Genomic DNA, 12,530 nt, shown 5'->3' on the forward strand with positions numbered 1-12,530 from the left:
GTTCGGAAGGGCGTGACGACATGAGCTGGGGCACCGCGCCCACTGTCCAGTGTGCGCGGTGCCCCGGAACTATCGTACGAACGAAACCGGAACTAAATCGTACGAAATTACTTCAGGCCGGGGTACAGCGGGTGCTTGTCCGCCAGAGCGGTCACCCGGGCCTTGAGGGCCGCGGCCTTGTCGGCGTCGAAGCCCGGCTTCAGGGTCTCCGCGATGACGTCGGCGACCTCGGCGAAGTCCTCCGCCTGGAAACCGCGGGTCGCGAGCGCCGGCGTACCGATGCGCAGACCCGAGGTGACCATCGGCGGGCGCGGGTCGTTCGGAACGGCGTTCCGGTTGACCGTGATGCCGACCTCGTGGAGACGGTCCTCGGCCTGCTGGCCGTCGAGCTCGGAGTCGCGCAGGTCCACCAGGACCAGGTGCACGTCCGTGCCGCCGGACAGGACCGAGACGCCGTGGGCGGTGACGTCGTCCTGGACCAGACGGTCGGCGAGGGCACGGGCGCCGTCCAGGGTGCGCTGCTGGCGCTCCTTGAACTCCTCCGAGGCCGCGACCTTGAAGGAGACGGCCTTGGCCGCGATCACGTGCTCCAGCGGGCCGCCCTGGAAGCCGGGGAAGACCGAGGAGTTCAGCTTCTTCGCGAACTCCTTCTTCGCCAGGATGATGCCGCCGCGGGGGCCGCCGAGCGTCTTGTGCGTGGTGGAGGTCACCACGTCCGCGTACTCGACCGGGTTCGGGTGCAGACCGGCGGCGACCAGGCCCGCGAAGTGGGCCATGTCGACCCACAGGTAGGCCTCGACCTCGTCGGCGATCCGGCGGAACTCCGCGAAGTCCAGCTGGCGCGGGTAGGCGGACCAGCCCGCGATGATGACCTTCGGGCGGTGCTCCTTGGCGAGGCGCTCGACCTCGGCCATGTCGACCCGACCGGCGTCGTCCACGTGGTACGCGACCACGTTGAACTGCTTGCCGGAGAAGTTCAGGCGCATGCCGTGGGTCAGGTGACCGCCGTGCGCCAGGTCCAGGCCCAGGATCGTGTCGCCCGGCTGGGCGATCGCGAAGAGGGCGGCCTGGTTCGCGGAGGCGCCGGAGTGCGGCTGGACGTTGGCGTACTCGGCGCCGAACAGGTCCTTGATCCGGTCGATCGCGATCTGCTCGGCCACGTCGACGTGCTCGCAGCCGCCGTAGTAACGGCGGCCCGGGTAGCCCTCGGCGTACTTGTTGGTGAGGACGGAGCCCTGGGCCTCCATGACCGCGACCGGAGCGAAGTTCTCCGAGGCGATCATCTCGAGGGTGGACTGCTGACGGCGGAGCTCGGCGTCGACGGCGGCGGCGACGTCGGGGTCGAGCTCGTGGAGGGGAGTGTTCAGAAGCGACATGAATCGATCCCTAGGGGGTCTCGGTTAGCCGGCGGTGAAGGCGGTGTACTCGTCGGCGGAGAGCAGGTCCTTCGGCTCGTCCGCGAGGCGCACCTTGAACAGCCAGCCGCCCTCGAACGGGGCGGAGTTCACCAGCGACGGGTCGTCGACGACGTCCTGGTTCGCCTCGACGACCTCGCCGGTCACCGGCGAGTACAGCTCGCTGACGGACTTGGTCGACTCCAGCTCGCCACATTCCTCGCCCGCGGTCACGGTGTTGCCGACCTCGGGGAGCTGGACGTACACGATGTCGCCGAGCGCGTTCGCCGCGTGCTCGGTGATGCCGACGGTCGCGACGCCGTCAACGGCGTCCGTCAGCCACTCGTGCTCCTTGCTGTAGCGAAGCTGCTGGGGGTTGCTCATGGCCTGATTCTCCTGGATCGGGGGAGTACTGATGTACGTGGGTCTTGCGGGGTGAGACGCCGGGTGAGACGAGTACGTCACTTCTGGCGCTTGTAGAACGGCAGCGCCACGACCTCGTAGGGCTCGTGGGTGCCGCGGATGTCCACACCTACACCCGCGGTGCCGGGCGCGGCGTGCGCCGCGTCGACGTACGCGATGGCGATCGGCTTGCCGAGGGTCGGGGACGGCGCGCCCGAGGTGATCTCGCCGACGACCTCGCCGCCGGTGACGACCTGGAAGCCGGCGCGCGGGACGCGGCGGCCCTCGGCGATCAGACCGACGAGCTTGCGCGGCGGGGCGGTCTCGGCGCGCTCGGCGGCGGCCTCCAGCGCCTTGCGGCCGACGAAGTCGCCGGGCTTCTCGAACTTCACGACCCGGCCGAGGCCCGCGTCGAAGGGGGTGAGGGCGGTGGTCAGCTCGTGGCCGTACAGCGGCATGCCGGCCTCGAGGCGGAGCGTGTCACGGCAGGACAGGCCGCAGGGGATCAGGCCGACGCCCTCGCCCGCCTCGGTCAGCGCCTTCCAGACGCCCTCCGCGTGCTCCGGCTTCAGGAACAGCTCGAAGCCGTCCTCGCCGGTGTAGCCGGTACGGGCGATCAGCGCGGGCACGCCCGCGACCGTGCCGGGCAGACCGGCGTAGTACTTCAGGCCGTCCAGGTCGGCGTCGGTGATCGACTTCAGGATGCCGGGGGACTCCGGGCCCTGGACCGCGATCAGGGCGTACGCGTCACGGTCGTCGCGCACCTCGGCGTCGAAGCCCTCCGCGCGGGCGACGAGCGCGTCCAGGACGATCTGCGCGTTGGAGGCGTTGGCGACGACCATGTACTCGGTCTCGCCCAGGCGGTAGACGATCAGGTCGTCGAGGATGCCGCCGTCCTCCTGGCAGATCATCGTGTAGCGGGCGCGGCCGTTGCCCACCGTGGAGATGTTGCCGACGAGGGCGTAGTCCAGCAGGTCGACGGCCTGCGGGCCGGTGACCGTGATCTCGCCCATGTGGGAGAGGTCGAAGAGGCCCGCCTTGGTGCGGACGGCGTTGTGCTCGTCGCGCTCGCTGGTGTACCGCAGCGGCATGTCCCAGCCCGCGAAGTCGGTCATGGTCGCGCCCAGCGAACGATGCAGGGCATCGAGGGCGGTCAGACGGGGGGCAGTGCTCATGGGGTGGCTCCCGGGTCCCAAGGGCGTGATCGGTGACGAAACACATGACGGCGAGGACGTCCTCCCCATCTGTCATGGAACCTGAGAGGTTCACCGAGAGCATCTCGTCACCGAGAGATCGGCTTGCACCTTGGGTGGGGACACACCAGGGTGTCCCGCTTTTCAGATCTGCCTCATCCGCGCGGTACGGGGCCTGAGAGATTCAAGGGAGGGTCTTGCTCCTTCGGCGTCCGGGCGCCTCGGCGGTCCGGAACTCTCCCGCGCGGATTCGAGCGGCCGGTATGCGATTGTGTGGCGACTGTGCGCGCCTGGCGCGGACATCATTGCACGCGGTGTCGGCGGGGCAAATCGCTTGTGTCTCATTACCGTTTCTTTACACTTTGTGGGCAAGGGTCTCCTCAGGTCTCCTGAGACCCGACAGGGGGAGCGAGATGAGGATCGAGCACACCGGGGCGTTCGCGACGAGCACCGGCATACCGGCCCAGCGGGCCCGCGCCAGGACGCGCCGCCGGGGCCGGCTGCTGCGTGACCTCCGCGAGCGCGGCGGCCGCGGTCCGCGCGCCCTCGTCTTCGCCGCCGGCGACCTCGTGGTCGTCTCCGGACTGCCCGGCAGCGGCAAGTCCACCCTCATGAAGCGCGCCGCCGACGGCCACGGCATCGACTCCCAGGACACCCGCGAGCGCTGGGAGGCCCGCATGCCCCGCCTCCTGCCGTACGCGGTCTACCGCCCCGTCGTGCGCCTCGCGCACTACGCGGGGCTGCGCCGCGCCCTGCGCTCCGGCGCGAGCGTGATCGTGCACGACTGCGGCACCCAGTCCTGGGTGCGCGGCTGGCTCGCCCGCGAGGCCCGCCGCCGGGGCCGCGCCCTGCACCTGCTGCTCCTCGACGTCACACCGGACACCGCCAGGGCCGGCCAGGACGCCCGCGGCCGCGGTGTCTCCGCCTACGCCTTCGCCCGCCACCGGCGGGCCGTCGGCCGACTGCTGCGGGCCGCCGAGTCCGGCAGCCTCCCGCCCGGCTGCGCCTCCGTCACCCTCCTCGACCGCGCCTCCGCCGACGTCCTCCGCCGCATCTCCTTCCGCGACCCCGCCTGACGCCCGCGGGCCCGCCTCAGGGGCCGGTGCCGGCGACGGGCGGGGGTCCGCCCGGGGCCGTACCGGTCAGGGGTCGCGGGCCTGCCCGGGTCCACGCGCCCGACGCCCGCGGGAGCCGCCGGAGGTCCGGCCCGGGCGCGCGCGGGGCTGCCGTGAGGTCCCGTCGGCGGCCCCGTACCCTTCCCTTTTGGCCACGGCGGCGCCGGGGCGGCGTTAGGGTGCTGCCGGGCGGCCGGTACGGCAGGCCGTGCGAGAAGGGGAAACGCGACCGTGGACGTGACGTGGCCGGGCAATGAGCTCGAAGAGGTCCTTGCCGCCTCACTCGGCAACCCCGCGGCGGGCGGCCGGCTCGTCGAGGTGCTGGGCCGCAGCCAGGTCTGGGTGCCCCTGCCGAACGGCGGCGGCCCCGACAGCCCCGACCTGGACCTCGCCACCATGGAGATCGACGGCGCGGCCTACGTCCCCGTCTTCAGCTCCGAGCAGCAGTTCCTCGCCTGCGTCGGCGACCACATGTCCTTCGCCGTCGCCCCCGCCCGAGACTTCGCCCGCGGCCTGCCCCCGCAGCTCGGCATCGCCGTGAACCCCGGCGGCACCGCCGGGGTCCCGCTGCCCCCGCCCGCCGTCGCCGAACTCTGCCGCGCCGGCCGGACCCCGCTCGACGGCCCCGCCACCGGCGGCCGCGTCCGGCTCTTCGAGCCCGACTGGCAGGACGACCCGGTCGACTTCCTCGCCGCCGCCTCCGCCGAGTTCGAGGCCTCCGGCGTCGTCACCAGCGCCCGGCGCGCGCTCGCCAGCGTCGAGGGCACCGAACCGGCCCTCTTCATCGGCGTCCAGCTCGCCCACTGGGAGGGCGCCGACCGGAACGCGCCCCTGGACGCCCTCGGCCGCGCCCTCGGCCGGGTCGAGGTCGCCTGGCCGGTCAACCTCATCCTGCTCGACATGGCGCAGGACCCGGTCGGCGACTGGATGCTGGAGCGGGTCCGCCCGTTCTACCAGCGCGCCGCCGTGTGAGCGACCCGCTGTTTAAGCTGAACTGACCGGTGAGCCGAATGGAATCGGCAGCGGCATCGAAGCCGCGCGGACATGGTGGACGGAAGAGGGGCGGGGACCCATGGTGAGCGCGTCAGGCACCGCTGCGGCCGGCGAGGTCGAGCGCATGCTGCGCGAGGTGGCACCGGGACGCTACGACGCGTACGAGCAGCTGCTGCACGCCCTCGCCGACGGCGAACTCTGGATGCTGCTCTGGCACGGCTCGCCCGGCTCGCCCGACGCCCAGTACGGGAACATGGAGGTCGACGGCTTCGGCTACGCGCCCTGCGTCACCTCTCCCCAGGAACTCGCCGCCTCCGGCTGGAACCGCGCCCACGAGCTCGTCACCGGCCGTGACATCGCCCGCGCCCTCTACCCCGACCGCTGGGGCGTCTGGCTGAATCCGCACGCCCCGGGCGGCGGCGTCGGGATCCCCTGGGCCGACCTCCGCCGCATCGCAACCGGCCTCGACCGGATGCCCGCGGGACCCCTGCGCCTCTCCGAGCCCACCCTGGAGATCCCGCAGTTCTACGCCCTGCTCACGCAGAACGCGCACCGCACCCCGGCCGTCCGCGCGCTGCGCCGCGGCTGGGTGCAGCCCGCGCTCGGCTCCCCGTACCTCGCCATCGGCCTCGACCTGTACGACACCTCCCCGGCGGCCGTCGACACGGTCCGGACGATGATGCGCCAGTCGATCGGCTCCGTACCCGACGGGCTGCCCGTCTCGACGGTCGCCCTCTCCGACGCGTACGACCCGGTGGCCCACTGGCTGCGCGCGAACGCGCGTCCCTTCTACGACCGCGAGGCACACGCCGGCCGCGGTTCCGCTTCCGTCCCGGGATACGGATACCCGCCGCCGACGCCGTCCGGATACTGAGACGCCACGCTTCTCCCCGCACGCCCCACGGGCCCCACGGGGCCCGGGCGGAGTCCTTCGTTCGCCCCAATTGAGGAGCTCAAACGCCCTGTTGGGCGACATGCCCGATTGTGGGGAAGAGGACCCGAGATGGTCCGCTCACGTGATCGCGACGTCCGGATAACGGAAGTCGCAGCACCGCATCACGTTTGAGCAAACATTCCTCGTCAGGGCTGGCGGGTGATCACGAACGCATTGAAGACTCCCCGGAACACCGGGTGTCCGGCTCCTTTCGAGCGGATACCCAGCAGGTTGTTCCACCGAGCCGCTACCCGCGGCGGGCAAGGGCCGGCTACCGGCGGCCGAGAGGGGTCCTCACCACGATGACGGCACCACTGCACGAGACGAGTGCGGGCGAGGCGACCGCCACCGTCGACGGCGCGCCCGACGCTTCCGGCACCCCGGACGGCCCCGGCAAGGCCGCCAAGGCGATCGAGGGCCGTTCGCCCTGGCAGATCGCCTGGACCCGCCTCAAGCGCGACAAGCTCGCCCTCGCCGGCGCCTTCGTCGTCGTCTTCCTGGTCCTGGTCGCGATCTTCGCCCCGGTCATCGTCGGCCTCCTGGGCCACCCGCCGGACGAGTTCCACGAGGACCAGATCGACCCGCTGTTCGGTACGCCGATCGGCTCCTGGGGCGGCGTCAGTTCCGACTTCCTCTTCGGCGTCGAGCCCGTCAACGGCCGCGACGTCTTCAGCCGCATCGTCTACGGAGCCCGGATCTCGCTGCTCGTCGCCTTCCTGGCGGCGGTCTTCGCGGTCGCCCTCGGCACCGTCCTCGGCATCATCGCGGGCTACTTCGGCGGCTGGGTCGACGCGGCGCTGAGCCGGGTCATGGACGTCATGCTCGCCTTCCCGCAGCTGCTCTTCACCATCGCCCTGGTCTCGGTCCTGCCGAACCAGCTCCTCGGCCTCGACGGCTCGGGCGTCCGCATCGCCGCCCTGGTGCTCGTGATCGGCTTCTTCGGCTGGCCGTACGTGGGCCGCATCGTCCGCGGCCAGACCCTCTCGCTGCGCAACCGCGAGTACGTCGAGGCCGCCCAGAGCCTGGGCGCCGGCCGCCTCTACATCCTGCGCCGCGAGCTGCTGCCCAACCTGATCGCCCCGATCACGGTCTACGCGACCCTGATGATTCCCACGAACATCCTCACCGAAGCGGCGCTCAGCTTCCTCGGCGCGGGTGTGAAGCCTCCCACCGCTTCCTGGGGGCAGATGCTGTCGACGGCCATCACCACCTACGAAGCGGACCCCCTCTTCATGGTGATCCCCGGCCTCGCGATCTTCATCACCGTCCTGGCGTTCAACCTCTTCGGCGACGGCGTGCGTGACGCGCTCGACCCGAAGGGCTCCCGCTGACCGTTCGCCGACGACACGCAAGACCCGCCCCTGCCGCTGGCGACAGGAGGCCCATCCCCAATCGGCGGACCGCCGTAACGGCCGCCACTACCCCGGAGGTTGTTGGACCCATGCTGAAGAGCTCTCAGCGCAGAATCGCCGCGGGCGCGCTGCTTGCCGCGGCCACGATGGTCGCCGCCACCGCTTGCGGCGGCGGCGCCAAGTCCGGCGACGGCGGCAACGGCAAGGCGGGCGCGCCCGGCTTCAACGCCGGCGTGAACAAGGTCGCCAACCCCTCCGACAAGAAGGGCGGCGAGCTGAAGTTCATCGGCTCGCAGGAGGCCGACTCCTGGGACCCGCAGCGCGGTTACTACGGTTTCGTCTGGGACTTCCAGCGCTACTACACGCGCCAGCTCGTCACCTTCAAGGCCGAGCCGGGCTCCGCGTCCACCGAGCTGGTCCCCGACCTCGCCGCCGACACCGGCAAGATCTCGGCCGACGGCCTCACCTACACCTTCACGCTGAAGGACGGGGTGACCTGGGAGGACGGCAAGCCGATCACCTCCAAGGACATCAAGTACGGCATCGAGCGCACCTGGGCCCAGGACGTCATCTCCGGCGGCCCGATCTACATCCAGCAGGTCCTCGACCCGAAGAACGAGTACAAGGGCCCGTACAAGGACACCGCCCCGGACAAGCTCGGCCTGAAGGCCATCGAGACCCCGGACGACAAGACCATCATCTTCAAGCTGCCGGCCGCCAACGGCGACTTCCTGCAGATGCTGGCCATGCCCGCCGCCTCCCCGGTCCGCCAGGACAAGGACACCAAGGCCAAGTACGGCCTGAACGTGTTCTCCTCCGGCCCGTACAAGTGGCAGTCGTACACGCCGAACAAGTCCATGAAGCTGGTCCGCAACGACAAGTGGGACCAGAAGACGGACACCGTCCGCAAGGCGCTCCCGGACAGCATCAGCGTCACGTTCACCACGAACGCCGACGACATGGACAACCGCCTGATCGAGGGCGAGTACGACCTCGACATCAACGCGACCGGCATCGGTTCCTCCGCCCGCCAGAAGGTGCTCCAGCAGCACAAGGAGAACGCGGACAACCCGCAGACGGGCATGATCCGCTACGCGGTCTTCCCGCAGACGGTCATCCCCAACATCGAGTGCCGCAAGGCGATCATCTACGCCGCCGACTCGAAGTCCCTGCAGACCGCCCGTGGCGGCCCGCAGGCCGGTGGCGACATCGCCTCCAACATGCTTCCGCCGGGGCTGAAGGGTGCCGACCCGAAGGCCGACCCGTACGGCAAGCTCGGTGGCGCCCCGGACCTGGCCAAGGCCAAGGAGGCGCTCGCGAAGTGCGGCAAGCCGAACGGCTTCAAGACCACCATCGCGGTCCGCAACAACAAGAAGATCGAGATCGCGACCGCCGAGTCCCTCCAGCAGTCGCTGAAGGCCGTCGGCATCGAGGCCGAGATCGACCAGTTCGACGGCGCCCAGACCTCCGGCATCATCGGTTCGCCGAAGGTCGTCAAGGACAAGGGCTACGGCATCATCATCATGGGCTGGGGCGCCGACTTCCCGACCGGTCAGGGCTTCCTCCAGCCGCTGGTCGACGGCCGCTTCATCCTGCAGAGCGGTAACAACAACTTCTCGGAGCTGAACGACAAGGCCATCAACGGTCTGTTCGACCAGGCGCTGAAGGAGACCGACCCCGACAAGGCCGGCGAGCTCTACAAGCAGATCAACACGAAGGTGTCGGAGGCCGCGGTCTACCTGCCCTTCACCCACGAGAAGAACATCATCTGGCGCAGCTCCCGGCTGACCAACGTCTACACGGCGGACGCCTACAACGGCCGCTACGACTACGCGTCGCTCGGCGTCGTCAAGTAATCCGACCCGCTCCACCGGCGCACCACCCGCCGCCAGGTCCGAAGGGCAGGTGATGGCCGTGGGCGGCGGCCGGGGAACCCGATCGGGTTCCCCGGCCGCCGACCGGCCGACCGCATGCTTGCATACATAATCCGACGGCTCTTCGCAGTCGTCGTGATGCTGCTCGTCGTCACGCTCGTGACGCTCAGCATCTTCTTCCTCATCCCCAAGATGACCGGCAGCGACCCTGCCGCGATGTTCGTCGGCAAGCAGGCGGATCCGGCTTCCATCGAGGCCGTCCGGCAGAAGCTGGGCCTGGACGAGCCGATCCTGGTGCAGTTCTGGCACTTCGTCTCCGGCATCTTCGTCGGCCGGGACTACACCGGCGGCGGGGACACGATCCACTGTGCCGCGCCGTGCTTCGGTTACTCGTTCCGCACCGAGCAGGACGTCTCGACGATGCTCGTCGACGCCTTCCCGGTCACCCTCTCCATGGTCATCGGCGCCGCCGTGCTGTGGCTGGTGCTCGGCGTCTCCACCGGTGTCGTCTCCGCGCTCAAGCGGGGCACGATCATCGACCGCGCGGCGATGATCACCGCGCTGGCCGGCGTCTCGCTCCCCATCTTCTTCACCGCCATGCTGGCGATGCTCGTCTTCCGCACCCAGCTGGGCTGGCTCAACGCCTCGTACGTGCCGATCTCCGAGTCCTTCGGCGGCTGGTTCGGCGGCCTGCTCCTGCCCTGGGTCACCCTCGCCTTCCTGTACGCGGCGATGTACGCGCGGCTCACCCGCGCCACCATGCTGGAGGTCCTCGGCGAGGACTACATCCGCACCGCCCGGGCCAAGGGCCTGCCGGAGCCGGTCGTGCTCGGCAAGCACGCCATGCGCTCCACCATGACCCCGATCCTGACCATCTTCGGCATGGACCTCGGCGCCCTCGTCGGCGGCGCGATCCTGACGGAGACCGCGTTCAGCCTCCACGGCCTCGGCGGCCTCGCCATCAAGGGCGTGAGCGAGCGCGACCTTCCGCTGATCCTGGCCGTCACCCTCATCACCGCCGCGTGCGTCGTCATCGCGAACCTCGTGGTGGACCTGCTGTACGCGGTGATCGACCCCCGAGTGAGGCTCGCATGACGGACAAGCTGACGAAGACGGGCGCGGCGGTGGGAGAGCCCGTCGCCACCGGCTCCGCCCCCTCCGACGCCTTCCTCGACGTACGCGACCTGAAGATCCACTTCCCGACCGACGACGGTCTGGTCAAGTCGGTCGACGGCCTCAGCTTCCAGCTGGAGAAGGGCAAGACCCTCGGCATCGTGGGCGAGTCCGGCTCCGGCAAGTCGGTCACCTCGCTCGGCATCATGGGCCTGCACACGGTCGGCCAGTACGGCCGGCAGAAGGCGCGGATCTCCGGCGAGATCTGGCTGAACGGCCGCGAGCTGCTCTCCGCGGACCCGGAAGAGGTCCGCCGGATGCGCGGCCGCGAGATGGCGATGATCTTCCAGGACCCGCTGTCCGCGATGCACCCGTACTACTCGGTCGGCAACCAGATCGTGGAGGCGTACCGCATCCACAACGCCGTCGACAAGAAGACGGCGAAGAGGCGGGCCGTCGAACTCCTCGACCGGGTCGGCATCCCCGAGCCCGCCAAGCGGTTCGACAACTACCCGCACGAGTTCTCCGGCGGCATGCGCCAGCGCGCGATGATCGCCATGGCGCTCGTCAACAACCCCGAACTCCTCATCGCCGACGAGCCCACCACGGCGCTCGACGTCACCGTCCAGGCGCAGATCCTCGACCTGATGCGGGACCTCCAGAAGGAGTTCGGCTCCGCGGTCGTCATCATCACCCACGACCTCGGCGTCGTCGCCGAGCTCGCCGACGACATCCTCGTCATGTACGGCGGGCGCTGCGTCGAGCGCGGCCCGGCCGAGTCCGTCTTCTACGAGCCGCAGCACCCCTACACCTGGGGCCTGCTCGGTTCGATGCCGAGGATCGACCGCGACCAGACCGACCGGCTCATCCCGGTCAAGGGCAACCCGCCCAGCCTCATCAACATCCCGAGCGGCTGCGCCTTCAACCCCCGCTGCCCGTACGCGGACGTCCCCAAGGGCGGCATCACGCGCACCCAGCGGCCGGAGCTGACGCCGGCCGGGGACCGCCACTTCTCGGCGTGCCACATGCCGCAGGAGGAGCGGACCCGCATCTGGACCGAAGAGATTGCGCCGAAACTGTGAGCGACAACATGGAACCTCTGCTCAAGGTCAGCGGCCTGAAGAAGCACTTCCCCATCAAGAAGGGGCTGCTCCAGCGCCAGACCGGTGCGGTCAAGGCGGTGGACGGCCTCGACTTCGAGGTCTTCCCCGGTGAGACCCTCGGCGTCGTCGGCGAGTCCGGCTGCGGCAAGTCCACGATGGGCCGCCTCATCACGCGGCTCCTCGAACCGACGGGCGGCTCCATCGAGTTCCAGGGCACGGACATCTCGCACCTCGGCGTGGCGGGCATGCGGCCGCTCCGCCGGGACATCCAGATGATCTTCCAGGACCCGTACGGCTCGCTGAACCCGCGCCACACGGTCGGCACGATCGTCTCCGCACCCTTCAAGCTCCAGGGCGTCGAGCCCGAGGGCGGCGTGAAGAAGGAGGTCCAGCGCCTCCTCGGCCTCGTGGGCCTCAACCCCGAGCACTACAACCGCTACCCGCACGAGTTCTCCGGCGGCCAGCGCCAGCGCATCGGCATCGCCCGCGCGCTCGCCCTCAAGCCGAAGCTCGTCGTCGCGGACGAGCCCGTCTCCGCCCTGGACGTCTCCATCCAGGCGCAGGTGGTCAACCTCCTGGACGACCTCCAGCAGGAGCTCGGCCTCACGTACGTGATCATCGCGCACGACCTCTCGGTCATCCGGCACGTCTCGGACCGCATCGCCGTCATGTACCTCGGCAAGATCGTCGAGCTCGCGGACCGCAAGTCGCTGTACGAGAACCCGATGCACCCGTACACCCGCGCCCTCATGTCGGCGGTCCCGATCCCGGACCCCCGCCGCCGCGGCGCCAAGAACGAGCGCATCCTCCTCACCGGCGACGTGCCGTCCCCGATCGCCCCGCCGCCCGGCTGCCGCTTCAACACCCGCTGCTGGAAGGCCACCGACCTCTGCCGGACCCAGGAGCCGCCGCTCCTCGAGCTCCGCCCCGGCCAGCGCGTCGCCTGCCACCACCCGGAGAACGCCGAGTCCCTCCCGATCCCCTCGGCCCGCAAGTCGGTCGAGGCCGACGACGCTCCCGAGGCGTAACCCGAAGGCCCCTGCCGCCCCGGCGTCGG

11 protein-coding genes and 2 riboswitches are annotated in these 12,530 nt (G+C 70.2%); of the genes, 8 read left to right on the forward strand and 3 right to left on the reverse strand.

Features of this window, described 5'->3' with window-relative positions; genetic code table 11:
- Positions 1-107: 107 nt before the first annotated feature.
- The 3 genes from OO54_RS18475 to gcvT form a co-directional block, all read right to left on the reverse strand.
- Positions 108-1,376 carry a serine hydroxymethyltransferase gene (locus tag OO54_RS18475; RefSeq protein ID WP_033204487.1) on the reverse strand — a complete coding sequence of 423 codons (1,269 nt, stop codon included), beginning with the start codon at positions 1,374-1,376 and terminating at the stop codon, positions 108-110.
- A 24-nt stretch (positions 1,377-1,400) separates the two neighbouring features.
- Positions 1,401-1,778, reverse strand: coding sequence for a glycine cleavage system protein GcvH (gene gcvH / locus OO54_RS18480; RefSeq protein ID WP_033204489.1), 378 nt, complete (start codon positions 1,776-1,778; stop codon positions 1,401-1,403).
- Positions 1,779-1,855: 77 nt separating this feature from the next.
- Positions 1,856-2,971, reverse strand: coding sequence for a glycine cleavage system aminomethyltransferase GcvT (gene gcvT, locus OO54_RS18485; RefSeq protein ID WP_017236045.1), 1,116 nt, complete (start codon positions 2,969-2,971; stop codon positions 1,856-1,858).
- A 59-nt stretch (positions 2,972-3,030) separates the two neighbouring features.
- Positions 3,031-3,142: riboswitch (glycine riboswitch) on the reverse strand.
- Position 3,143: 1 nt separating this feature from the next.
- Positions 3,144-3,242: riboswitch (glycine riboswitch) on the reverse strand.
- A gap of 160 nt (positions 3,243-3,402) precedes the next feature.
- Between gcvT and OO54_RS18490 the strand changes: the two genes are divergently transcribed.
- The 8 genes from OO54_RS18490 to OO54_RS18525 all read left to right on the forward strand — a co-directional run bounded on the left by OO54_RS18490 (position 3,403) and on the right by OO54_RS18525 (position 12,501).
- Positions 3,403-4,065: an AAA family ATPase gene (locus OO54_RS18490; protein WP_033204491.1), complete on the forward strand. Its 663-nt coding sequence runs from the start codon at positions 3,403-3,405 to the stop codon at positions 4,063-4,065.
- A gap of 270 nt (positions 4,066-4,335) precedes the next feature.
- Positions 4,336-5,076 carry an enhanced serine sensitivity protein SseB gene (locus tag OO54_RS18495; protein ID WP_033204492.1) on the forward strand — a complete coding sequence of 247 codons (741 nt, stop codon included), beginning with the start codon at positions 4,336-4,338 and terminating at the stop codon, positions 5,074-5,076.
- 103 nt (positions 5,077-5,179) lie between these two features.
- A complete protein-coding gene (locus tag OO54_RS18500) occupies positions 5,180-5,971 on the forward strand; it encodes an enhanced serine sensitivity protein SseB C-terminal domain-containing protein (protein ID WP_033204585.1) in 792 nt (263 codons plus the stop codon).
- A gap of 362 nt (positions 5,972-6,333) precedes the next feature.
- Positions 6,334-7,362 (forward strand): ABC transporter permease, encoded by a 1,029-nt coding sequence (locus OO54_RS18505; protein WP_017236041.1) that lies wholly within the window; start codon positions 6,334-6,336, stop codon positions 7,360-7,362.
- 110 nt (positions 7,363-7,472) lie between these two features.
- Entirely contained in the window at positions 7,473-9,239 is a 1,767-nt protein-coding gene (locus tag OO54_RS18510; RefSeq protein WP_033204493.1) for an ABC transporter substrate-binding protein, read from the forward strand.
- 114 nt (positions 9,240-9,353) lie between these two features.
- Positions 9,354-10,352, forward strand: a complete 999-nt coding sequence (locus OO54_RS18515) for an ABC transporter permease (RefSeq protein WP_033204495.1) — start codon at positions 9,354-9,356, stop codon at positions 10,350-10,352.
- A complete protein-coding gene (locus OO54_RS18520; protein WP_033204497.1) occupies positions 10,349-11,452 on the forward strand; it encodes an ABC transporter ATP-binding protein in 1,104 nt (367 codons plus the stop codon). The genes OO54_RS18515 and OO54_RS18520 overlap by 4 nt, the downstream gene beginning before the upstream one ends.
- Positions 11,453-11,460: 8 nt before the next feature.
- Positions 11,461-12,501: an ABC transporter ATP-binding protein gene (locus tag OO54_RS18525; RefSeq protein WP_051787033.1), complete on the forward strand. Its 1,041-nt coding sequence runs from the start codon at positions 11,461-11,463 to the stop codon at positions 12,499-12,501.
- Positions 12,502-12,530 lie beyond the last annotated feature (29 nt).

This window comes from Streptomyces wedmorensis, from assembly GCF_000716445.1.
GTDB lineage: Bacteria > Actinomycetota > Actinomycetes > Streptomycetales > Streptomycetaceae > Streptomyces > Streptomyces wedmorensis.

Excerpts from the sequence above, each read along its gene's own strand:
- OO54_RS18490 (WP_033204491.1), top strand. The coding sequence starts at position 3,403 with ATGAGGATCGAGCACACCGGGGCGTTCGCGACGAGCACCGGCATACCG.
- OO54_RS18510 (WP_033204493.1), top strand. The coding sequence starts at position 7,473 with ATGCTGAAGAGCTCTCAGCGCAGAATCGCCGCGGGCGCGCTGCTTGCC.
- OO54_RS18520 (WP_033204497.1), top strand. The coding sequence starts at position 10,349 with ATGACGGACAAGCTGACGAAGACGGGCGCGGCGGTGGGAGAGCCCGTC.
- OO54_RS18525 (WP_051787033.1), top strand. The coding sequence starts at position 11,461 with ATGGAACCTCTGCTCAAGGTCAGCGGCCTGAAGAAGCACTTCCCCATC.
- gcvT (WP_017236045.1), bottom strand. The coding sequence starts at position 2,971 with ATGAGCACTGCCCCCCGTCTGACCGCCCTCGATGCCCTGCATCGTTCG.
- OO54_RS18475 (WP_033204487.1), bottom strand. The coding sequence starts at position 1,376 with ATGTCGCTTCTGAACACTCCCCTCCACGAGCTCGACCCCGACGTCGCC.
- gcvH (WP_033204489.1), bottom strand. The coding sequence starts at position 1,778 with ATGAGCAACCCCCAGCAGCTTCGCTACAGCAAGGAGCACGAGTGGCTG.
- OO54_RS18505 (WP_017236041.1), top strand. The coding sequence starts at position 6,334 with ATGACGGCACCACTGCACGAGACGAGTGCGGGCGAGGCGACCGCCACC.
- OO54_RS18515 (WP_033204495.1), top strand. The coding sequence starts at position 9,354 with ATGCTTGCATACATAATCCGACGGCTCTTCGCAGTCGTCGTGATGCTG.